The following is a 22,023-nucleotide window of genomic DNA, read 5'->3' as shown; positions in this document are numbered from 1 at the left end:
GCCGGCCCCGGCGGCACGCCGCGCAGGCCAGTGGCCCGCGCCCGGCCCGCCGAGGCGGGCCGAACCGGAGTGAACGGGCGGCGCCTTCCCCTCTATCCTCGGTGAGGGAACCAATGTCATCACCGGGGGAGTCTGTTTCCACATGGATCGCCTGAGGCCGCAGGACCCGCACCGGATCGGTGAGTACCGCCTGCTCGGCAGGCTCGGCGAGGGCGGCATGGGGCAGGTCTATCTGGCCCGTTCGGAGCGCGGGCGCACGGTCGCGGTCAAGACGATCAAGCGGGAGCTGGCCCAGGAGCCGGACTTCCGCCGCCGGTTCGCCGACGAGATCGCCGCCGCCCAGCGGGTGGGCGACCGTTGGACCGCGCCCGTGCTGGACGCGGACACCAACGCCGCCACGCCCTGGGTCGCCACCGGCTACATCGCGGGCCCCTCGCTCCACGAGGTGGTGGGCCGCGACTACGGCCCGCTGCCCGACCGGAGCGTGCTGCTGCTGGCCAACGGCCTGGCCCACGCGCTGCGCGCCATCCACGGCGCCGGCCTGGTGCACCGCGATCTCAAGCCGTCCAACGTGCTGTTGACGATCGACGGCCCCCGGGTGATCGACTTCGGCATCGCCCGCGCCCTGGAGCCGGGCCCCGGCGCCGGCGTCACCCGCACCGGCGCCACCGTCGGCTCCCCCGGCTTCATGTCGCCCGAGCAGGTGCGCGGTCAACGGGTCACCCCGGCCAGCGACATCTTCTGTCTGGGCTCCCTGCTGGCCTACGCCGCCACCGGCCGCACCCCGTTCGGGGCGTTGGACTCGGGCGTGCACATCCTGATGTTCCGGATCGCCGAGGAGAGCCCCGACCTCACCGGCGTTCCGGCGCCGCTGCACCAGCTGATAACGAGTTGCCTGGCCAAGGAGCCCGAGGAGCGCATCACCGTCGAGCAGCTGCTGTCGGCGACCCAGCCCGAGGCCGCCTCGCGCGACCCGTGGCTGCCCGGCGCGCTGGTGGCCCAGCTGGGCCGGCACGCGGTCCAGCTGCTGGACTCGGAGAACCCGCTCAGCCGGGTGGACAACCCGGTGCTGCCCGGCCAGCCGAGGACCAACCCGAGCACCCCGCACCCGCCGGTGGCCCCCAGCCAGGACCGCACCCCGCAGCCCTCGCCCGGCGAACGGCCGTCCTCCGGCGGCTCGGTGCCGCCGCCGCCCGGGCCGCCCGGCGCGCCGTCCCAGCCGTCCTGGCCCGGGGCCAGGCCGGCGCCCCGGCCGACGCCGATCCCCTCCCCCTACTCCCAGCCCAACGGCAGCTACCAGCCGCCGAGCGGCGGCTGGTCCCCGCCCGGGACGCCCAACGCCCCCTACTCCGGCGCCGGGCCGGCCCGTTCCGGCGGCTGGCGCGACCGCAAGGGCCCGTTGACCGCTTTGCTCGCCGCCGGGCTGGCGCTGGTGGTGCTGGCCGTGGTGTTGGTCACCCAGCTCTCGGGCGGCTCGGGGGACACGATCGACGAGGCGTATGTGGGCGTCTGGCAGGGCGAGTACACCACCGCCAGCGACGAGGTCAGGGAGCTGCGCTTCGAGATCGTCGAGGGCGACGCGGGCGAACTCGTGGGTAACGCCCTCACGCTCACCCCCGTGATTCTGTGCGCCTATGATGTGCGGCTCGACTCCTTTGACGGCGAGGGTCTGCACTTCACCGAGGAGTCGAACTGGAGCGTTCCCGAGGACCAGACCACCGAGGCCTGCCGGGACAACAGCACGGTACAGACGCTGCGGATCTCGGAGAACGGTGAGGAGATGGTGTGGACGTACGAGGACCAGGAGGCGACCCTGCACCGGGGCCCGGGCCGCACGGACACCGCCGTTCCCGAGGACCTGGTGGCCGACTGGGAGCAGGAGTTCACGGATCGCGACGACAATGACTGGTCGGACGTGATCACCATCGAACAGGGCGCGGTCGGTGACCAGCTGATGCGGTACGAGAGACGCGAGCAGGACAGCGGCGAGATCGAGTGCGTCTGGGAGAACCGGCTGGTCAGGGTCGAGGGCGGGCAACTCACCTTCGGTCCGGACCAGTTGGTGGAGACCGGTGACGACGCCACCTGCAGCGTCTACGCGGCCATCCACATCAGGCTCAAGGAGGGTGATCGGGACACGATCCAGATCACCTGGCTCAACCGCCTGGAGGACGAGCCGGCCGAGCACACGCGCAACGATTAGATATGCCTCAGGTCACGAATTGACACGAGGGTGGGCCAACACGGCGGAAAGGGAACCGATCACGGTTCGGCTTCTGTCCTCATCCCTGTGCAGGGGCGACCGTATGCTCATGAGGCTTACCGGACCGAAGAGGAGTAAGACAGCATGAAACCGCTCGGGCCGACAGATCCCCAACGGGTGGGCCACTACCGGCTGCTGGGGAAATTGGGCGCCGGCGGAATGGGCAGTGTCTATCTCGCCCGCTCCGACCGCGGGCGCACGGTGGCCGTCAAGCTGGTGCAACCCGAACTCGCCCGCCAGCCGGAGTTCCGGCAGCGGTTCCAGCAGGAGGTGGATGCCGCCCGCCGCGTCGGCGGTGACTGGACCGCGCCGGTGCTGGACGGCGACACCGAGGCGGCGACGCCGTGGGTCGCCACCGGCTATGTGGCCGGCCCCTCGCTGCACGAGGTGGTCGCGCACACCTACGGCCGCCTGCCCGAGCGAACGCTGCGCATCCTGGCCAACGGCCTGGTGCGCGCGCTGCGGGACATCCACGCGGCCGGGCTGGTCCACCGGGACCTCAAGCCGTCGAACGTGATGATCACCATCGACGGCCCCCGGGTGATCGACTTCGGCATCGCGCGCGCCCTGGAGGCGACCAGCGAGGGCCTGACGAGGACCGGCGCCGCCGTGGGTTCGCCCGGCTTCATGTCGCCCGAGCAGTGCCGGGGCGAGACGCTCTCGGCCGCGAGCGACATCTTCTGCCTGGGTTCGGTGCTCACCTTCGCCGCCACCGGGCGCACCCCGTTCGGCGACGCCAACAGCGCGATGACCGCGCTGATGCTGCGGATCGTGCAGGGCCAGCAGGACCTGACCGAGGTGCCCGAGGGCATCCGGCCGCTGATCGAGGCGTGCCTGGCCGGCCACCCGGCCGAACGGCCCACGCTCGACCAGCTGTTGGAGGCCACCGAGGTCCCCGAGGACGACGACGAGCCCTGGCTGCCCGGCGCGCTGGTCGCCAAGCTGGGCCGGCACGCCGTGGAGCTGCTCGACTCGGAGGACCCGCTCCAGGCCCCGCCGCTGCCGGCCGGCTCCCCGCCGCCGGCGATGCCGGCCGCGCCGCCCACCCCGGCACCGCCGTCGGCCGCGCCGCCCACGCCCACCCAGCTGAGCGTGCCGGCGACGCCGCCGCCGAGCCCGGCGCCGAACGGCCCGGTCGACGCGATGGCGACGATGACCTCGGCCGCGCCGCCCCCCGGCTACGGCCCGCCGCCCGGTCAGGGCGGTCAGGGTGGCCAGGGGTACGGCTACCCGCAGCAGGCGCAGGGCACCCCGGCCTACGGCTATCCGCAGCAGGGCGACCCGAACAACCCCTACGGCGGCGGCTACGGCGGCCCGGGTGGCCCGGGCGGCTACGGCCCGCCGGGACCGGGCGGCCCCGGGGGTCGGAAGAACAACCAGACGCTGTGGATCGTGGTCGCCGCCGTGGTGGTGCTGGCCCTGGGCATCGGCGTCGCGGTCTTCGCCATGGGCGGGGACGACAACGACAAGGCCGGCGGGGGCGGCGGTACCGAGACCCCGACGTCGGAGCAGCCGACCGACGACCCGACCCCGACCCCGACCGAGGACCCCACGCCCACGGAGGACCCCACCGACATCGGTGGCGGCGGTCAGATACCGACGGAGATGGTCGGCGCCTGGGAAGGCGAGATGACCAGCAGCGGGGGCGACACCTGGTTCCAGCGGATCGAGATCTCCGAGGGCTACACCGGCGACATCGTCACCACCCAGTACACGGTGCTGGCCGGGACGCTCTGCATGGAGTCCTCGGTGCTGGAGAGCTACGACACGGTCGCGACGCTCAACAGCGACAGCATCGACGACCAGTGGCCGAGCGGCGCGAGTTGCAGCCCGTGGGGCGAGCAGACCCTCCAGTACAGCGGCGGCTCGCTGGTGTGGACCGCGCCGAGCTTCGGCGTCGAGTCGACCATGACGATGGCGGAGGCCGGCGCCGGCAACGACGCCATGCCGTACGACATCTACAGCAAGACCTGGGTCGGCCCCGACCTGACGGCGGAGACCGAGACCACCGCCTCGGCCGGCGAGTTGGGCGTGACGTTCAGCAACGGCACCTGCACCTGGGAGTCGACGATGGTCGCGGGCGGCCTCCAGTCCCAGCAGGTCATCATCGGCCCGGGCGACGCCACCGCCGGCGGCTGTGACCCGTTGCCCAGCTACCGCATCCACTGGTCGGTCGAGGACCCGGAGACGATCACCTTCTCGCCGATGGACGGCGGCGAGGGCGAGTTCAACGCCAACCTGTCGGACTGACGGCGGGGCGCGGGGCGCCAGACGCGTGGGCCGGGTGGTGGTCGTCACGACCACCACCCGGCCCACGGGCGTTCGGAGGGCTCCCCCGCAGGGGAACTCGGCGGAACCTCAGAGGAACGGGTGGACCTGGATGGTCTCGTCCCGGCCCGGGCCCACGCCGATCGCGGAGATCCGCGCGCCGGACATCTCCTCAAGCGCGGCCACATACGCCTGGGCGTTCTTCGGCAGGTCGGAGAGCGACCTGGCGTCCGAGATCGGCTCCTGCCAACCCGGCAGGTACTCGTAGACCGGCTCGGCGTGGTGGAAGTCGCTCTGGCTGTAGGGGAGTTCGCTGACCTCGCGGCCCTCGATCCGGTAGCCGACGCAGACCGGGACGCGCTCCCAGCCGCTGAGCACGTCCAGCTTGGTCAGGAAGAAGTCGGTGATCCCGTTGACCCGCACCGCGTAGCGGGCGATGACCGCGTCGAACCAGCCACAGCGGCGGTCCCGGCCGGTGGTCACGCCGTACTCGTGGCCCTCGCTCCGCAGCCGGTCGCCGTCCGCGTCGAACAGCTCGGTGGGGAACGGACCGGCGCCGACCCGGGTCGTGTACGCCTTGAGGATGCCGATGACCCGGTCGATCCTGGTCGGCCCGACGCCGGTGCCGGTACAGGCGCCGCCGGCGGTCGGGTTGGACGAGGTGACGAACGGATAGGTGCCGTGGTCCACGTCGAGCAGGGTGCCCTGGCCGCCCTCGAAGAGCACCACCTTGCCCTCGTCGAGCGCCTGGTTGAGGACCAGGGTGGTGTCGCAGACGTAGGGGCGCAGCGGCTCGGCGAAGCTCAGCAGCTCCTCGACGGCCTGCTCGACCTCGATGGCGCGGCGATTGTAGATCTTGGCCAGCAGCTGGTTCTTGTGGTCGAGCGCGGCCTCGACCTTCTGCCGAAGAATCGATTCGTCGAACAGGTCCTGGACGCGCACCCCCTGCCGGTTGATCTTGTCGGCGTAGGCCGGGCCGATGCCGCGCCCGGTGGTGCCGATCTTCCGCTTGCCCAGGAAGCGTTCGGAGACCTTGTCGAGCGTCTGGTGGTAGCTGGTGATCAGATGGGCGTTGCCGCTGACCAGCAGGCGGGAGGTGTCGATGCCCCGCGCGTTCAGCTCGCTCACCTCGGAGAGCAGCTTGCTGGGGTCGACGACCACGCCGTTGCCGATCACCGGCGTGCACTCGGGGCTCAGCACGCCGGAGGGCAGCAGGTGGAGCGCGTACTTCTGGTCACCGACGACGACGGTGTGACCGGCGTTGTTGCCGCCCTGGTAGCGCGCCACATAGTCGACGGAGCCGCCGAGCAGGTCCGTGGCCTTGCCTTTGCCCTCGTCACCCCACTGAGCGCCGAGCAGCACAAGTGCGGGCACAGGCGTACACCCCTTTCGAGCGGGGCATCTACGCTGTGCTGCCCCGGATCGACGAAACCCCTGCGCAATCGCGACAGGGGCTCTTGCACAGAGAGCTTACGGGAGACGCAGCCGGGAGGCGAACAGTCAGGTGCTCATCGTCATCGACCCGACGGCCCGGCGCGTGGACGGGGAGTCGGTGCGCATCGCCAGGGACGTGTTGTGCGCGGGGGCCAGCGACGAGGTCCGGGTGTGCGTGCTCGACGGGCCGGAGGCCCTGCCCAGGGTGCTGGCCAGAAGGAAGGGTCGCCAGCTGGTGATCGTCGGCGACGACCGGGCGCTGCTGCGCGCGGTGCGGCTGCTGCATCGCGAAGGCGACCTGGCCGCCCGGCCGTTGGGGCTGGTGCCGGTCGGCAGCTCGGTCGCGGTGGCGCGGGCGCTGGGGGTGCCGACCGACGCGGTCACCGCCTCGCGCGCGGTGCTGACCGGGCACAGCCGCCGCCTCGACGTGCTGAGCGACGACGCGGGCGGGCTGGTGCTGGGCGGGCTCGGCATCCCGGCGCCGGCGGGACCCGCGCGGGCGAAGGGGTGGTGGCGCGGGGTGCCGATCCCCCGGCAGTCGCGGGGGGAACGGCGGTCCGGCCCCTCGCGCCCGGCGTGGCAGCCGCGCCAGCCGTGGGCGGCGGTGCCGCTGCGGCCGCGTGCGCGTTCGGAGCAGCGGCTCCGGGTCGAGGCGGACGGCCGGCTGCTGGCCGACCCCGAGCGGCCGGTGGCCGAGGTGTCGGTGCGGCCGGCCGGCGGGCTGGCCGACGTGGTGGTGCGGACGGGACCGAAGGGGAACGAGGTGCGGGCGCGGGCGAGTTCGGTGACGGTCTCCGGCTCCACGGGGTTCAGTTACCGGGCCAACGCGGTGGATCTGGGACCCACCCGCGCGCGGACCTGGACGGTGCTGCCGGGGGCGCTGCGGCTGACGGTCCCGGACCGGGCCTGACCGCCGCGCCTGGGCGGCCCCGCTCAGGCCGGCTCCTCGGGCTCTCTCGGGTCACTGTTGTCGCGAGGCTGCGGAGATCCGCAAGAGAGGGACTGCGGGCCGGTGGCCGGTGCGGGGCAGCCCGACTGGTCGTTTGTTGGTCGACGAGACGCGCCACGGGGTCGGAAGGCTCGGGCGCGGACCACGACGCGTGGCTTACATGGCGCACGATCGGCCGGGTGCGGGCGTAACGAATACCGGCAAGGGGCTGGCTGGGAGGGGGGGCGCGGCTTCCGGGAGGTGGGGTTCGTTGCCGCTGGGGTGGTGGGTGATGGCGACCGTGCCCTCCGGGCGCGGGGACCGCGCCGAGTTCGAGGGCCGGCCGGCCGCTGGGGGCGTGCGTGGCGCGCACCGGCTTCGCCGGCCTGCCCCGGCATGTCGCCCGTCTCGGACGTGACCGATCGTCGGGCGACTGAAGGGGGACGGCCCTCGCCACTCCACTCCGCTGGCAGGACGGGGCGTTCGGTCAACGACCACGCTGCCGCGCGAACATCGCCTGCCGGTGAGGTAGTCCGCACCTTGTCCGCTTCCGGGCAGGGGGGTGGGGGCCTCTTTCTGTAGGTGCCCGTCTAGAGTTGAACGATCTGTTCACTTCCAAACGGGCACCTATAAAAAAGGTCCCCCACCCCCCGCGCGCCCGCCTTCGGGAGTCGACGGCGCGCGGACTACCAAGACGGCAGACTATGTTCGCGCGGCAGCGTGGTCGTTGACCGAACTCGACGAAGCGCCGCACTTCGAAACGACGACCGGTACGGGCCCCTCCAGTCGTCCGACGATCGGCCACATCCGAGACGGGCGACATGCCGGGGCAGGCCGGCGAAGCCGGTGCGCGCTACGCACGCCCCCAGCCGCCGGCCGGCCCTCGAACTCGGCGCGGTCCCTGCGCCCGTAGGGCACGCACCGCACTCCTGACTACCCCGACGGCAACAAACCCCACCTCCCGGAAGCCGCGCCCCCCTTCCCAGCCAGCCTCCTGCCGGCATTCGTTACGCCCGCACCCGGCCGATCGTGCGCCATCTAGGCCCAGCGTCGTAGCCCGCGCCAGAACCCCAACCCCCCACAACAAGCCTCGTCGACCAACAAACGACCAGACGGGCTGCCCCGCACCGGCCACCGGCCCGCACCTACCACCCGCACCACCCCACCCCGTGCACCCCTCCCAGACACACGGAGATCCAAGAGAAAGACCTACGGCTCCTCGGGCTCCTGCTCGACCGGGTGCGCGCTGACCGCGCGGCGGGCGTGCCAGCGCTCCATGAGCTGGTTCATCTCCTCCTCCAGGAAGACCATGAACTCGGCCGTCTCGTTCAGCCGCCGCCCGGCCGGGGTGTCGGCGCCGACGATCTCGATGCCGCCGCGCACGGTCTTCTCCCAGCGCCGCAGATACGCGTCGCGCTGGGTCATCGCCTCGTACCACACGTTCTGGTGGAGGCGGTACCGCTCGCGGCGGGAGCCGGGCTCCCGTTCGCGGCTGATGAGATGGACCTGGCCGAGGTAGCGGACGGCGCCCGAGATGGCGGCGGGGGAGATCCGCAGGCGCTCGGCCAGTTCGGCGGAGCTGAGCGCGCCGTGCTCGGAGACGGTCAGGCAGGCGAAGACGCGGGCCGCCATCCGTTGGAAGCCGGCGGCCACCAGGTCGGCGGCGAACCGTTCCACGAACGCGGCGACCTCCGGGGGGAACGGGTCCCCGCGCTCGGTCCTCTCCCTCAACTCCCGGGGTTCCTCCCCGGGTTTCTCAGGCTCGGTCTCCCCGAGGCCGGTCTGGTCCATGGTCATCCCGCCATCCTGCCAGCCGTTAACAAGATTCTGACGATTTCCTAACTTCACAAATTTCTGAAAGAAGCGTAGCTTCCCGGGTATGAAGCGCTCAACCAACGCGATCGAGATCTCCGATCTGGTCAAGACCTTCGGCCGTACCCGGGCCCTGGACGGTCTCGACCTCACCGTGCGCGCGGGCGAGGTGCACGGGTTCCTCGGGCCCAACGGCGCGGGGAAGTCCACCACCATCCGCGTGCTGCTCGGCCTGCTGCGGGCCGACTCCGGCTCCGTGCGCCTGCTGGGCGGCGACCCCTGGAGCGAGGCCGTCGCCCTGCACCGGCGGCTGGCCTACGTTCCCGGCGACGTCGAGCTGTGGCCCAACCTCACCGGCGGGGAGGCCATCGACCTGCTGGCCCGGCTGCGCGGCGGTCTCGACCCGGAGCGCCGCGCGCTGCTGCTGGACCGCTTCGAGCTGGACCCGACCAAGAAGGGCCGCACCTACTCCAAGGGCAACCGGCAGAAGGTCGCGCTGGTCGCCGCGCTCGCCTCCCGCGCCGAACTGCTGCTGCTCGACGAGCCGACCGCCGGGCTCGACCCGCTGATGGAGGCGGTGTTCCAGGAACTGATCGGCGAGGCGAAGGAGAACGGTCAGACCGTGCTGCTCTCCAGCCACATCATGGCCCAGGTCGAAAAGCTCTGTGACCGGGTGAGCATCGTCCGGCAGGGGAAGGTCGTCCAGTCCGGCACGCTGGACGACCTGCGCCACCTGACCAGGACCTCCGTCGAGGCGACCACCAGCCGGCCGGTCGCCGGGCTCGACGCGCTGCCCGGCGTGTACGACGTGCGGATCGAGCCGGCCGGCGGCGAGGGCGGGGGCGTCACCTCGGTGCGGTTCTCCGTGGACCGGCCGGCCATGGACCGGGCGATCAGCGCCCTGGCCGAGTTCGGGGTGCGCACCCTGCTCAGCCACCCGCCCACCCTGGAGGAGCTGATGCTGCGCCACTACGGCGACCGCCACAACGGCGACCGCCACGGCGGCGCGCGTGAGGCGGCCGGGCGATGAACGGGACCGCCACCACCGCCACGCCCGCCGTGGCCGCCACCGCCGCCGCGCCCTCGGGCGAACCCGCCGGGCCGCTGGTCGGCACGGGCACCATGGTCCGCTTCGCGCTCCGCAGGGACCGGGTCCGACTCCCGGTCTGGCTGGGGCTGTTGACGCTGACGACGGCCGCCAGCGTCGCCAGCTTCCAGAGCAACTACCCCGAGCCGGAGGACCGCGCCGGCGCGGCCGAGACCCTCCGTTCCCCCGCCGGCATCGCCATGTCGGGCCCCGAGCACTACCTCGACGAGGGCTACGACATCGGCGCCATGACCGGCCACCAGCTGCTCGGCTTCTTCGCGCTGGCCGTCGGCCTGATGGTGGTGCTGACGGTGGTCCGCCACACCCGGGTGGAGGAGGAGACCGGCCGCGCCGAGCTGGTGCGGTCCGGAGTGCTCGGCCGGCACGCCCAGTTGGCGGCGGCGCTGACGGTGGCCGCCGCCGCCAGCCTGCTGCTGGGCGCGCTGCTCGCCGCGACGCTGGCGGCCGTCGACGCCGACGGGCTGACCGCAGGGGGCGCGCTGCTCTACGGCGCCGCCACCGCCGCCCTCGGCCTGGCCTTCGCCGGGACGGCCGGCGTCGCCGCCCAGATCACCGCGTTCTCAAGGGGCGCCACCGGTCTCGGCCTGGCCGTGGTCGGCGCCGCCTACGCGCTGCGCTCGGTCGGCGACGTCGGCCCGACCGCGCTGTCCTGGGCCTCGCCCGTCGGCTGGGCGCAGCGCAGCTACCCGTTCGTGGACAACCGCTGGTGGCCGCTGCTGCTCCTGCTGGCGCTGGCCGGCGTGACGGCGGCGCTCGCGTTCTGGCTGAGCACCCGCCGCGACCTGAACGCCGGCCTGCGCCCACCGCGCCCCGGCCGCCCGGGGGCCGCCGCCTCGCTGGCGACCCCGCTCGGCCTGGCCACCCGGCTGGGCCGGGGGACGGCGCTGGGCTTCGCCGCCGGCGCGCTGCTGCTGGGCGCGATGCTGGGCTCGGTCCTCTCCGACGCCGAGCAGATGCTGGAGGAGGTCGAGGAGATGGCCAGTCAGCTGGCCATCGCCGGCGCCTCGATCACCGACATCTTCACCTCGGTCTGCCTGAGCATCCTCGCCATCGTGGCGCTCGCCGCCGTGGTCGCGGCGCTGAACCGGGCGCGCGCCGAGGAGACGGACGGCCGCGCCGAGCCGCTGCTGGCCACGGCGCTCTCCCGAACGGCGTGGATCGGCGGCCAGTTGGTGTTCGCGCTGGGCGCGGGGACGCTGGTGCTGCTGGTCGCGGGGCTGGCGCTGGGCGCGGCGGGCGCCGCGTCGACCGGGGACGCCTCGCTGCTGCCCGAGCTGGCGTTGGCCTCGCTGGCGTATGCGCCGGCCGTGTGGTTCACCGGGGGCTTCGCGCTGGCGCTCTTCGGCTGGTTCCCCCGGGCGATGGCGGCGGCCTGGGCCATCCCGGCCTACGCCATGGGGGTCGTCTTCCTGGGCGAGATCGTGGACCTGCCGGACGCGCTGCGCGAGCTGTCTCCGCTGGGCCATGTGCCGAGCGTGCCGGCGGCCGGGCTGGAGTGGCCGCCGCTGCTGGTGCTCACCGCCCTTGCGGCGGGCCTGAGTTGGCTGGGCGTGCTGGGCGTGCGGCGCCGCGACTTCGAGCTGCCGTAGGGCGGGCGAACGGGTCCGACGCCGGGGAGGGAAACGGGGGCGGCGGCACTGACGGGCGTTCAGCCCGGCGGCGCCGCCGCCCCCCTGACGGCGGCGTCGATACACCCGCGAGGACCCACTCCGGATGCGGAGTCGGTCACGGACTGTTCGCATGGGTGACAGCTCGTCACGCACCCCGCGTGCGGCAGTCGCCCCGGAGGTCACCCGCTCATGAAGGCAAACCGTTCCCTCCCCTACGCCCCGCCGACCAGACCGCTGGCGCTGGCGGCCGTCACCGTCGCCCTCACCCTGGGCCTGTCGGGGCCGGCGCTGGCCCAGGACCAGGACCCGGGCCGGGCCACGGCCGAGGAGGTCACCGAGATCTCGGAGGCCGTGCCCCAGGAGGGCCTGGCCGTGCTGGAGGACGCCAAGCCCGCCTGGGACAACGTCGCCCCGCTCACCATCTCCCCCGCCTCCGGCGGCCCCGGCACCTCGGTGACGGTGCGCGCCAACTGCCGCCCGGACGGCCCGGCCCGTTCCGACGCCTTCAAGGAGCCGATCAACCTGCGCCGGGGCGACTCGGGGCAGTGGGTCGGCACCGGCAAGATCAAGCACGGCCTCAAGGTCGGCCGTGGCTACCCGGTCACCGTGAACTGCGCCGACGGGGTGCAGCTCACCGCCACGTTCACCGCGACCGCCGGCACCCCGAGCGGCGGCGCCTCGGCCGGCTTCGGCGGCGCGGGCGGCGCCGGCGAGTCCGGCGCCCAGGCGACGGCGCTGGCCGTCGGCGGCGGCGTGGCGGTGGCCGGCGCGGTGGGGTACGTCTTCCTCGCCAAGCGTCGCCGTTCCGGCACCCACTCCTACTAGAGGGAGCGGAGTGCCTAGGAAGCGGCGCGCGGCCGGCCGGCCGCGCCTTCCCCGACTGCCGGACGGGCTGCGCGCCTTCGGGCGGCCCGCGCTGCCGCGCCTGCCGGCGCGCGCCCGGCGGCGCACGGGCACGCCGGGGCGGCACGCGGCCGCCTCGGCCAGGCCGGGGCCGGCGCCCGAGCCGCCGCCGGAGCCGAGGCGCGGGCGCGAGCCGGCGCCGGAGCCGTCGGAAGCGGGGCCGGAACCGTCGGAGTCGGGTCGCGGGACGGAGTCGGGTCGCCGGTCGGCGCCGGCGCCGGCGTCGAGGACGGCGCGGCGCCCGGCATCGAGAACGGCGCGGCGCCCGGTGGTTCCCGCCGCGCTGGTGCGGCAACTGGCCGCCCGGTGGCGGACGTTGACCGCGCGTTGGGTGCCGGTCGCGCGGCGGCTGACGGGCGGGCTGCGCGACGCGGGGCCGGCGACGGTGCGGCTGGTGCGGGGCCGGGCGACCACGCTCGGCCAGGCCAGGGTCGCGGTGGCCACGGCGGTGCGCGGCGCCGCCGGGCCGCCGCCCCCGCCGCCCGGGACCCGCACCCGGCACCAGCGGCAGTCCTCGCGCACCCGCCGCCTGGAGACCACCGTCGCGGTGACGGTGGTGGTGATCGGGCTGCTGGTCGGGGTGTTCGCGCCGAGCGGCGGCGGCGCCTCGGTCCGGGAGGCGCGTGCCTCCAGCAGCATCGCGGAGGGGGTGTCCCGGCCGGACGCCGTTGACGCGCCGGCCGCCGCCCCCGACGCGGGCTCCACCGCGAACCTGTCCGGCTCGGGCGCCGAGGGCGAGGTGGCGGTGGCCCCGCCGCTGGAGCGCTCGGTGCCGATCCGGGTCCGCATCCCGTATCTGGCCACGGACGTCGAGGTGTTCGGCGCCGATCTGGCGCCGGACGGCGGCCCGCCCTCGCCGTCGGAGGAGGACGCCCAGCGCGCGGCCTGGTACGCCGGCGGCGTCTCCCCCGGCGAGCGCGGCGCCGCGATCCTGGTCGGCCACCTGGACACCTACGACGGGCCGGCCGCGTTCGCCGGCCTGGGCTCGCTCCAGCCGGGCGAGACCATCGAGATCGACCGGGCCAACGGGGACATCGCGATCTTCACGGTGGACTCGGTCGAGCAGTACCCCAAGTCCGACTTCCCGGACGAACGGGTCTACGGCTCGGTGACCTCGCCCCAACTCCGCCTGATCACCTGCGGCGGCCGGTGGACCGAGGACGGCGGCTACGACTCCAACATCGTCGCCTACGCCCGCCTCACCGACTCGGTGGCCTTCGCCGACGACGCCCAGGAGCCTTACCGGGAGCCGGTGCCGGAGCCGGCCCAGGAGCAGCCCCAGGACGTACCCCAGGACAACCCCGCCCCGGACCCGCCGTTGGACGCCGGCCTCGACCCGGCGTGGGACCCCGCCCTGGACCCTGCGTGGGACCCGGGCCTGGACCCGGCGCTCGACCCGGCCTGGAACGGCGGCTGACCGCCGCGCCCCCGCGCCGCTCGACGGCTCACCCCGCGGCCGCCTCGGCCAGGCGGTCCAGCAGCCAGGCCCCGGCCGGGAGGCCGGGGACCAGCGGCGCGTAGTGGCCGACGCCCGGCAGCGACTCCAGCCGGGCGCCGTGGCGTGCCGCGAAACGGCGGGAAAGGTCGGCCGGCACCTGCCCGTCCGCCGTGCCGTGCACCAGCGTCACCGGCACCGGCGGGCGCGGCCGCCGCGCCGGGTCCGCCGCGTCGAGCGCCGCCTCGACGGCGGGCCCGGACGCGCCGCCGAGCAGCGCCCGGACGGCGCCCCGGCCCAGGTCGAGCGCGAGCGCCCGGCCCAGATCGCTGACCGCCGCCACCCCGAACACCGCGCGCACCCGGGGATGGTCGGCCGCCCACAGCGCCAGCTGCCCGCCGGCCGAGTGGCCGACCAGCACCACGGAACGTTCCCCCGGCAGCGCGTCCAGCCCGGCCCGCACATCGCGCCCGGTCGCCGGCCAGCCCCCGCCCCCGCCGACCCTGCGGTACTCCGGCAGCGCGACCGACACCCCGCGCGCCACCAACGCCCGGGCGCACGGCGCCAGATGGCGGCGGTCGAACGCCTCCCGCCAGAACCCGCCGTGCAGCAGCGCCACCGCCGGCTCGCCAGGACCGTGCAGGTCCACCAGCTGCGCCGGGTGTCCGCCATAGCGCACCGTCCGCTCGGGCGCGGCCACGGCGGACGGCTCGGGCGGCGCCAGCAGCGCGGCCAACTCCGCCGCGTCCCGGCCGCGTTCCGGCGCCCCGCTCACCGCCCGCCGTTCCCCGCCGGTCCCCGGCGGGACGCACCCAGCAGCTCGCCCAGGGTCGCGGCGGCCCGCGCCGCCTCGGCAAAGCCGGTGTAGAGCGGCGCGAAGCCGAACCGCAGCACGTCGGGCGGCCGGTGGTCGGCGACCACGCCGCGCGCGACCAGCCGGCCCAGCAGCCCGGCCGCGTCCGGGCAGCGCAACGAGACCTGGCTGCCGCGCCGGGCGTGCTCGGCCGGGGTCAACGGCTCGGCCGCCCCCTCGGGCACCAGTTCGCCCACGCACTCCAGGAAGAAGTCCGTCAGCGCCAGGCTCTTGGCGCGCACCGCCGCCAACTCCACGCCGTCGAAGGCGTCGAGCGCGGCCTCCAGCGCCAGCATCGACAGGATGTCGGGCGTGCCGACCCGCAGCCGCCGCGCCCCGGCGTGCGGCGCGTAGTCGGCGCTCATGGCGAACGGGTCCCGGTGGCCCCACCAGCCGGGCAGCGGGCTGTCGAAGCGCGGCAGGTGTGCGGCCCGCACATAGGCGAAGGCGGGCGCGCCAGGGCCGCCGTTGAGGTACTTGTAGCCGCAGCCAACGGCGAGGTCGACGGCGTGCCGGTCGAGTTCGACGGGCAGCGCGCCCGCGCTGTGGCACAGGTCCCACAGCGCCAACGCGCCCGCCTCGTGCAGCGCCGCCGTCAGCGCGGGCAGGTCGCGCAACTCCCCGCTGCGGTAGTCGACATGGTTGACCAGCGCGACGGCCGTCCGCGCGCCGGCCTCGGCGGCGATCCCGGCCGGCGGCAGTGCGCGCAGCCGGCGGCCCGTCATCCGGGCGGCGGACTCCGCGACATAGCGGTCGGTGGGGAAGGTGTCGGCGTCCAGCAGGATCTCGTCCCGGCCGTCGCCGGCCAGCCGCACCGCGCCCACCAGCAGCTTGAACAGGTTGACGCTGGTGGAGTCGCCCACCACCACCTGACCCGGGGCGGCGCCCAGCAGCGGGGCCAGCCGGTCGCCGATCCGTTCCGGCGCGGAGTCCCAGCCGGACTCCGTCCAGGACCTGATCCGCAGCCGCCCCCACTCCTCGGCGACCACCTCCGCCACCCGGTCGGGAACCGAACGGGGCAGCGCGCCCAGCGAGTTGCCGTCCAGATAGACGGCCTCGTCGAGCACGAAGCGGTCCCGGACCCCGCGCAGCGGATCGGCCGCGTCGAGCGCCTCGGCGCGACGGGCCAGCCGCGTGGCGGCGTCGGAGGGTGCGGGCGGCACGGGTCTGTTCATGCTGGCGGCACTCCGTCTGCGGTCTCGATGCGCTCGGCACGGCGGACGGCCGGCCGGCCAACACCGGCGAGGGCGCCCCGCGCACAGGGCGCCTCGCCTGGGATCTGTCGGGCTCGCCTGGGATGGGTCAGGAGAGCGTGTCCGCCGCCGTCGGCGAGGAGTCCCGGAGAAACTGGGTGCAGCGCTCGTACTCCTCCTGCTCGCCGATGGCGCCGGCGGCCCGGGCCAGGGCGTGCAGGGCGCGCAGGAAGCCCCGGTTGGGCTCGTGCTCGAACGGCACCGGGCCGTGCCCGCGCCAGCCGCTGCGGCGCAACGCGTCCAGGCCCCGGTGGTAGCCGGTCCTGGCGTAGGCGTAGGACTCGATGACCCGGCCCTCGGCGAAGGCGTCGTCGGCGAGCTGCGCCCAGGCGAGCGAGGAGGTGGGGTACTTCGCCGCCACCTCGGCCGGCGCCGTGCCGGAAGCCAGCAGCTCGCGGGGCTCGGGATCGTCGGGCAGATGGGTCGGGGGCGGTCCCCCGAGCAGATTCTCGTGCGTGACCATGGGTCCAGTCTGCCTTCCCGCCACGGCCGCGCCCAGACGCATCCGGGCGCGGCCGTGATCGTCAGGCTGTGTCGCGTGCCTACTTCAGCTTGGTGCCGGTGGACCGCAGGTCGGCGCAGGCCCTGGTGACCCGCTCGGCCATGCCGCCCTCGGCGGACTTGCCCCAACTGCGCGGGTCGTAGGTCTTCTTGTTGCCGACCTCGCCGTCGACCTTGAGCACGCCGTCGTAGTTGCGGAAGACGTGGTCGACGATGGGCCGGGTGAAGGCGTACTGGGTGTCGGTGTCCAGGTTCATCTTCACCACGCCGTTCTCCAGCGCGGTGGCGATCTCCTCGGCGGTGGAGCCGGAGCCGCCGTGGAAGACGAAGTCGAACGGGTCCTGCTTGCCGGTCACCTCGGCGACGCCCCGTTGGAGGTCGCTGAGCAGCTCGGGGCGGAGCACCACGTTGCCCGGCTTGTAGACGCCGTGCACATTGCCGAAGGAGGCGGCCAGCAGGTAGCGGCCGCGCTCGCCGGTGCCCAGCGCCTCGGCGGTGCGGAGCGCGTCGTCAACGGTGGTGTACAGCTCGTCGTTGATCTCGTGGGAGACGCCGTCCTCCTCGCCGCCGGTGGGGGTGATCTCCACCTCCAGCACGATCTTGGCGGCGGCGGCCTGCGCCAGCAGCTCGGCGGCGATCTCCAGGTTGTCCTTCAGGGTCTCGGCCGAGCCGTCCCACATGTGCGACTGGAACAGCGGGTTGAGGCCCCGGTCCACGCGCTCCTTGGAGATCGCCAGCAGCGGGCGGACATAGCCGTCCAGCTTGTCCTTGGGACAGTGGTCGGTGTGGAGCGCCACGTTGACCGGGTACTTCTCGGCGACCACATGCGCGAACTCGGCCAGCGCGCGGGCGCCGGTGACCATGTCCTTGTTGTACTGGCCGCCCAGGAACTCGGCGCCACCGGTGGAGATCTGGACGATGCCGTCGCTCTCCGCCTCGGCGAAGCCCCGCAGCGCGGCGTGCAGGGTCTGCGTCGAGGTCACGTTGATGGCCGGGTAGGCGAACTTGCCGGCCTTCGCCCGGTCCAGCATCTCGTTGTAGACCTCGGGGGTCGCGATGGGCATCTGTGCGCTCCTTGAGTGTGCGATGGGCTGCTACTCGTCATCAGGGAACGTCTTCGTTGGCGTCCCGGGCATCATCGTCGGGCCCATCCTCCCAGACGGCGACGGGCGGCCGTGACGGCCCGCCTCGGTTTCACGTGAAACCGTGACGCTGTGTAGTCTCCGCAGCTCAGTCCCGGCGGCTGCGTTCAGGCCACTCGGGCCGGGCGGCTCAGTCCAGGCGGCTCAGTCCAACCCGAGGTCGGCCAGATCGAACGCCGCGTAGTACGGCAGCCCCGCCGCCTCGACCGCCGGCCCCGCGCCGCGCTCCACGACCACCGCCACCGCGACCACCTCGGCCCCGGCCTCGCGCAGTGCCTCGACGGCGGTGAGCACGGAGTTGCCGGTGGTCGAGGTGTCCTCCACGGCCAGCACCCGCCGGCCCGTCACATCAGGGCCCTCGATCCGCCGCTGAAGGCCGTGGGCCTTGCCGGCCTTCCGCACCACGAAGGCGTCCAGCCGCTCGCCCCGCGCCGCCGCCGCGTGCAGCATGGCGGCCGCGACCGGGTCGGCGCCCAGGGTCAGCCCGCCCACCGCGTCGTACTCCAGCTCGGCGGTGAGGTCCAGCATCGTCTGGCCGACCAACGGGCCCGCCTCGCCGTCCAGGGCGACCCGCCGCAGATCCAGGTACCGGTCGCTCTCCTGCCCCGAGGAGAGGATCACCCGGCCGTGGACGACGGCCTTGTCCTTGATCTGCTGAAGAAGCTGTGCACGCGCGCTCATGGCCCCGACCCTATGCCAGCCGCCACTCCCACCGGGTGGAGACCTCCAGCGGCTCCAGCTCGGTGACCAGGCGGGGATGCGTGTTGAGCCCGTTGGGCGGCCCGGACTGCGGCTCCACGCAGACCGCCTCCGGCAGTTCGTCGTAGACCACCGCCCACTCCGAGCGGCTGGTGACGGTCAACGCCAGCTGCTCCGGCCAGTTCAGCCGGACCTCGACGCCGTCCGGCATCCCGAAGCAGTCGTCCCACGGGCCCGGCTTGGGCGCGATCCGGTGGCCGGTCGGCAGATGGTCCTCGCCGCGCTCCTCCTGCCACTCGGCGGCGAAGTCGATCTCCACCGGCCTGCCCCCCTCGGTGAGTTGCCGAAGGAACCAGGGGTGCCAACCGGCCTGCGCGGGAAAGGAGTTGCCGGCCGTCTCCACGCCCAGCGTGAGGGTGACGGAACCGCCGTCCTCGGCCAGCTCCACCAGCTGGGTGACCCGGCCCGGGTAGGGCCAGGGCTCGATCAGATCGCAGTACAGGGCGGCGGACCGCTCGTCCGCCCGCGCGGTCGTCCACGCCCGGCGGCGCACCGTGCCATGGATGGCGTGCTCACCGGCGTCCACCGGAAGCTGGTGCTCGACCGCGCCGTTGCGGAACCGGCCCTGCCGCGTGCGGCCACACCAGGGCGCCATCACAAAGGAGCCGAACCGCTCGCCCTGGCGCAGCAGCTGGAACCCGCCAACCGTCAGCGAGGAGAGCCGCGCCCCCTGGTCGGGCCGGACGACCAACTCGGCATCGCCGGCGCGGAGTCGGATTCCACGTTCCGTGTCATCGATGGTCACCCCTCGACGATAACGATCTGATGTATGAAATGACTAATGGTGACCTCATGCTGGACGGCGCGTGGTGCCGGGGCGCTGCCGCGCGATTAAGGAACGGCGGCCAGGGCCGTCGGGGCACCGGCCCGGGGCCTGGGCTGCGGCGCATGGGGCGGCCGCGTCGGCGGCGGCGAGGCCGCACGGGGCGCTGCCGCGCATCCGGTGAACGGTGGCCGGGACGGGCGCACCAGCGGCGCCGAGGGGCAGCCGGGATACCGCCGCTCGCCCGGCGAACGCGCGCCTCAGCGGCAGCAAGGCCGCCCACGTCACCAGACCGCCGACCGGTGCGGCGCCCGGAGCACGCCGCTCGCTTGGAGAACACCGCCGGGGGCCGCCGCGTCAGCGGAGGCGAGGCCGCACGGGGCGCCGGGCCGTCGAGCGGGCTGCGGCGCCCGGGGCGCTGCCGCGCGCTCGGCGAACGGTGGCCGGGACGGCCGCACCAGCGGCACCGAGGGCAGCCGGGATACCGCCGCTCGGCCGGCGAACGTGGACGGGCCACCGCCTCAGCCGGGACAAGGCCGCCCGAGTCACCGGGACTTCGAGCGGGCTGCGGCGTCAACGGGCCCAGGGGCAGCCGAGGTCCCGGCCGGGCGCCGGGGCGTTGCCGCTCGTTCGGGGAACGCGGACGAGTCCCCGTCTCAGCGGCGCCGGGGCAGCCGGTCGGGCCCCGGCGTCAGCGGCGGCGAGGCAGCCCGGGTCACGGGGTCGCCGGCCGGGCGGCGGCATCGGCGGCGCGGGGCCGTCGAGCGGGTTGCGGCGCCGGGACTCCGGGGCGCCCGGGTACCGCGTCAGCGGCGGCGGGGCGCTGCCACTCACTCGGGCAACGCGACGGGCTACGGCGCCCGGGCCGCCGGCCGGCTGCGGCGCAGGGCCGACCGAGGCCGCCGACCCGGCTGCCGCGTCAGCGAGTTGTCGCTCCAGGGCAGCCGGGGCCGCCACCGCCTCAGCGGCGCCGGGGCGCTGCCGCGCGTTCGGAGAACGCGACCCGGGCCGCCGGCCGGCTGCGCCGCGCTCGGGGAACGGCCGCCGGGGCCGCCACATCAGCGACGGCAAGGCCGGCCGGGTCACCGGCCGCCGGCCCACCTGCGGCAACAGCGGCGCCGCTACGCACTCGGGCAACGCGACGGGCTATGGCATCAGCGGTGCCAAGGCGCAGCCGCGCACTCACGGAACGCGGTCGGGCCGCCGCGTCAGCGGCGCGGAGGCCGCCGAAAACCGCCGGCCGGGATGCCGCGACAGCGGGCCACCGCGTCAGGGGCGGCAAGGCCGCCCGGATCACCGGGCCGCCGGGCCGCCGGGTCAGCGCCTACGGCCACCTGGATCGCCGGGCCGCCGGCCGGGCTGGCGCAAGAGCGGCCACCGCGACAGCGGCCCGCCGGATCAGCGGCGGCGGAGGGCGCGGCGCAGCGCCACCGCCGAGGCCACCGCGAGGGCGGCGGCCGGCGCGGCCCAACGCAACAACGCGCCGGAGCGTCCGCCCTCCTCGGGCGCCGGCTCGGGGGCGTAACGCCCGCGCGGCGGGGCGTGATCGACCTCCTCCGCGCTCCTGCCGATCATCGTGCGCCGGGCGTGGTCGGCCTCGGGCGCGGGCAGCGAGGAAGGTTCGGAACGTTCCGGGTTCAACGCCGACGGGGTGCCCTCACCCCGCCCGGCCACCCTGCCCCCCAGCGAGCCCGGCTCCGCCGCCGGCTCGGAGGCCGCCGGCTCCACGGGGGCCGAGGCCTTGCCGGCCCGGCCAGCCCCCGAAGCGGAACCATCACCATCGGCCGAATCCTCATCATCGGAGGCCCCCCGGCCGGCGGCCGGACCCTCACCGGAGCCGTCGCCGTTCGCCACCCCCTCGGAGGCAGACTCGGAGGACACCGGGCCGTCGGAGGAATCTGCGCCGGAGGCCGGACCCTCACCGGACGCGTCACCGTTCACCGAACCCCCGCCGAAGGCGGAACCCGCCGCATCCCCGCCGGCGCCCGGGCCCCCGGGCCCCGCTCCTTCACCGCCCACATCCGCACCGTCGGAGGCGCCCTCGCCCGAGGCGGACCCGGAGGACACGGAACCGCCAGCAGCACCCCGGCCGGAGGCCGAACCCCCACCGGACGCCTCACCGTTCACCGAACCCTCGCCGGACGCGGACTCCGAAGCCGGCCCGCCGGAAGCACCCGGACCCCCGGCCCCGGCTCCGTCGCCGCCCACATCCGCACCGCCGGAGGCACCGCGCCCACCCGGCTCCGCACCTTCACCGTTCACAGCACCCCCGCCGGAGGCACCCCCGCCGGAGGCCGACCCGGTCGGCTCGTCCGCCGAGCGCCCCCTCGGCACCCCCGCTCCCGAAGCGCTGCCGCCGCCAGGCGGCGCCGGCGGCGCCGGCTCACCGTCCCGAGGCTCGCCGCCAGGCGAGGACGCCGTCGGAATGCCCGGGATCACCCGCTCGTTGTCGTCCGGTTCGCCGATGCCGCCCGAGGGCGGCATCGGCGCCGCGTTCTGGGACAGTTCGTCAGCCAGCGCGGCAGCGAAACGATCCAGCAGCCGACGCCCCGTCGACTCCCGTTGCTCGTCGGTGAGTTCGGCGACCCGGCCGGTCGCGGTCAGCCGCCCCTCGACGGTCAGCGCGCAGCCCGCGCCCTCGTCCACCGGGCGCGCGGTGACCGTCAACACCAGGCTGACGGTGCCCGATCCCCTGGCCTCCTCGCCCTCGGCGCGCACCACCACCCGGTCCGAGCCGTCGTCCGACCCCGTCGCCACAACCAGCGACCCGCGATACGTGATGCTGGAGGAGCCCACCCGCAGCCGCAGCCGGCCGCGCAACGCGTCGGGCCCGGCGTCCCGGTCGGCCGGCGTCCCCGGCTGGGCCGGCTGGAGCCCCGGCACACAACGCGCCACCCGCCGGGGCTCGGCGAAGGCGCTCAGGACGACAGCGGGGGCGTACGGGAGGTAGACCTCGTGCTCCATGGCGCGGAGCCTACCCACTGATCGGCG

Annotated in this window: 16 protein-coding genes; 7 read left to right on the top strand and 9 right to left on the bottom strand. The window is 74.7% G+C overall.

Annotation, left to right across the window (positions count from 1 at the left end; translation table 11 throughout):
• Positions 1-142 precede the first annotated feature (142 nt).
• Both FH609_RS32315 and FH609_RS20565 read left to right on the top strand, forming a co-directional pair.
• Positions 143-2,203 carry a serine/threonine-protein kinase gene (locus tag FH609_RS32315; RefSeq protein WP_139672312.1) on the top strand — a complete coding sequence of 687 codons (2,061 nt, stop codon included), beginning with the start codon at positions 143-145 and terminating at the stop codon, positions 2,201-2,203.
• A gap of 144 nt (positions 2,204-2,347) precedes the next feature.
• Entirely contained in the window at positions 2,348-4,513 is a 2,166-nt protein-coding gene (locus FH609_RS20565) for a serine/threonine-protein kinase (protein WP_139672315.1), read from the top strand.
• Between the two features lie 108 nt (positions 4,514-4,621).
• Here the strand turns inward: FH609_RS20565 and FH609_RS20560 are convergent, their stop codons facing one another.
• Positions 4,622-5,905 (bottom strand): adenylosuccinate synthase, encoded by a 1,284-nt coding sequence (locus FH609_RS20560; RefSeq protein WP_139672318.1) that lies wholly within the window; start codon positions 5,903-5,905, stop codon positions 4,622-4,624.
• A 130-nt stretch (positions 5,906-6,035) separates the two neighbouring features.
• On the opposite strand from FH609_RS20560, the gene FH609_RS20555 reads away from it, so the two are divergent.
• On the top strand, positions 6,036-6,875 hold the full coding sequence (locus tag FH609_RS20555; RefSeq protein ID WP_319789612.1) for a diacylglycerol kinase family protein: 840 nt from the start codon (positions 6,036-6,038) through the stop codon (positions 6,873-6,875).
• 1,227 nt (positions 6,876-8,102) lie between these two features.
• Here FH609_RS20555 and FH609_RS20550 read toward each other — a convergent pair.
• Entirely contained in the window at positions 8,103-8,690 is a 588-nt protein-coding gene (locus tag FH609_RS20550; protein WP_405379107.1) for a GbsR/MarR family transcriptional regulator, read from the bottom strand.
• A gap of 82 nt (positions 8,691-8,772) precedes the next feature.
• Here FH609_RS20550 and FH609_RS20545 point away from each other — a divergent pair, with 82 nt between their 5' ends.
• From FH609_RS20545 to FH609_RS32175, 4 genes are all read left to right on the top strand, one after another.
• Entirely contained in the window at positions 8,773-9,735 is a 963-nt protein-coding gene (locus FH609_RS20545; protein WP_139672321.1) for an ABC transporter ATP-binding protein, read from the top strand.
• The gene (locus FH609_RS20540) at positions 9,732-11,402 is read left to right on the top strand and encodes an ABC transporter permease (RefSeq protein ID WP_226961841.1); all 1,671 of its coding nucleotides are present in this window, start codon (positions 9,732-9,734) and stop codon (positions 11,400-11,402) included. Before FH609_RS20545 ends, FH609_RS20540 begins: the two co-directional genes overlap by 4 nt.
• Positions 11,403-11,612: 210 nt before the next feature.
• Positions 11,613-12,248 carry a hypothetical protein gene (locus FH609_RS20535; RefSeq protein ID WP_139672323.1) on the top strand — a complete coding sequence of 212 codons (636 nt, stop codon included), beginning with the start codon at positions 11,613-11,615 and terminating at the stop codon, positions 12,246-12,248.
• Between the two features lie 346 nt (positions 12,249-12,594).
• A complete protein-coding gene (locus FH609_RS32175) occupies positions 12,595-13,743 on the top strand; it encodes a class F sortase (RefSeq protein ID WP_193318054.1) in 1,149 nt (382 codons plus the stop codon).
• 28 nt (positions 13,744-13,771) lie between these two features.
• On the opposite strand, the gene FH609_RS20525 is transcribed toward FH609_RS32175, so the two are convergent.
• The 7 genes from FH609_RS20525 to FH609_RS20495 form a co-directional block, all read right to left on the bottom strand.
• A complete protein-coding gene (locus FH609_RS20525) occupies positions 13,772-14,536 on the bottom strand; it encodes an alpha/beta fold hydrolase (RefSeq protein ID WP_139672329.1) in 765 nt (254 codons plus the stop codon).
• Entirely contained in the window at positions 14,533-15,789 is a 1,257-nt protein-coding gene (gene kynU / locus FH609_RS20520; protein WP_139672332.1) for a kynureninase, read from the bottom strand. The genes FH609_RS20525 and kynU overlap by 4 nt, the downstream gene beginning before the upstream one ends.
• A 127-nt stretch (positions 15,790-15,916) precedes the next feature.
• Positions 15,917-16,330: a DUF3151 domain-containing protein gene (locus tag FH609_RS20515; protein ID WP_139672336.1), complete on the bottom strand. Its 414-nt coding sequence runs from the start codon at positions 16,328-16,330 to the stop codon at positions 15,917-15,919.
• A gap of 79 nt (positions 16,331-16,409) precedes the next feature.
• Positions 16,410-17,432 (bottom strand): class II fructose-bisphosphate aldolase, encoded by a 1,023-nt coding sequence (gene fbaA / locus FH609_RS20510; protein WP_139672339.1) that lies wholly within the window; start codon positions 17,430-17,432, stop codon positions 16,410-16,412.
• 222 nt (positions 17,433-17,654) lie between these two features.
• On the bottom strand, positions 17,655-18,191 hold the full coding sequence (gene pyrE / locus FH609_RS20505; RefSeq protein WP_139672341.1) for an orotate phosphoribosyltransferase: 537 nt from the start codon (positions 18,189-18,191) through the stop codon (positions 17,655-17,657).
• Positions 18,192-18,201: 10 nt separating this feature from the next.
• Positions 18,202-19,014 carry an aldose 1-epimerase gene (locus FH609_RS20500; protein WP_226961840.1) on the bottom strand — a complete coding sequence of 271 codons (813 nt, stop codon included), beginning with the start codon at positions 19,012-19,014 and terminating at the stop codon, positions 18,202-18,204.
• A gap of 1,416 nt (positions 19,015-20,430) precedes the next feature.
• The gene (locus FH609_RS20495; RefSeq protein WP_193318055.1) at positions 20,431-21,996 is read right to left on the bottom strand and encodes an SRPBCC domain-containing protein; all 1,566 of its coding nucleotides are present in this window, start codon (positions 21,994-21,996) and stop codon (positions 20,431-20,433) included.
• Positions 21,997-22,023 lie beyond the last annotated feature (27 nt).

It is taken from the genome of Streptomyces sp. 3MP-14, from assembly GCF_006334905.2.
Lineage (GTDB): Bacteria > Actinomycetota > Actinomycetes > Streptomycetales > Streptomycetaceae > Streptomyces > Streptomyces triticirhizae.
The sequence above is the reverse complement of the archived record's forward strand: the minus strand, read 5'-3'. Positions and strand labels throughout refer to the sequence as shown.

Bases quoted from the DNA above. Each gene is read 5' to 3' on its own strand.
- FH609_RS20565 (WP_139672315.1), top strand. From the start codon at position 2,348: ATGAAACCGCTCGGGCCGACAGATCCCCAACGGGTGGGCCACTACCGG.
- FH609_RS20540 (WP_226961841.1), top strand. From the start codon at position 9,732: ATGAACGGGACCGCCACCACCGCCACGCCCGCCGTGGCCGCCACCGCC.
- pyrE (WP_139672341.1), bottom strand. From the start codon at position 18,191: ATGAGCGCGCGTGCACAGCTTCTTCAGCAGATCAAGGACAAGGCCGTC.
- kynU (WP_139672332.1), bottom strand. From the start codon at position 15,789: ATGAACAGACCCGTGCCGCCCGCACCCTCCGACGCCGCCACGCGGCTG.
- FH609_RS32315 (WP_139672312.1), top strand. From the start codon at position 143: ATGGATCGCCTGAGGCCGCAGGACCCGCACCGGATCGGTGAGTACCGC.
- FH609_RS20545 (WP_139672321.1), top strand. From the start codon at position 8,773: ATGAAGCGCTCAACCAACGCGATCGAGATCTCCGATCTGGTCAAGACC.
- FH609_RS20535 (WP_139672323.1), top strand. From the start codon at position 11,613: ATGAAGGCAAACCGTTCCCTCCCCTACGCCCCGCCGACCAGACCGCTG.
- FH609_RS20495 (WP_193318055.1), bottom strand. From the start codon at position 21,996: ATGGAGCACGAGGTCTACCTCCCGTACGCCCCCGCTGTCGTCCTGAGC.
- FH609_RS20515 (WP_139672336.1), bottom strand. From the start codon at position 16,330: ATGGTCACGCACGAGAATCTGCTCGGGGGACCGCCCCCGACCCATCTG.
- FH609_RS20550 (WP_405379107.1), bottom strand. From the start codon at position 8,690: ATGACCATGGACCAGACCGGCCTCGGGGAGACCGAGCCTGAGAAACCC.
- fbaA (WP_139672339.1), bottom strand. From the start codon at position 17,432: ATGCCCATCGCGACCCCCGAGGTCTACAACGAGATGCTGGACCGGGCG.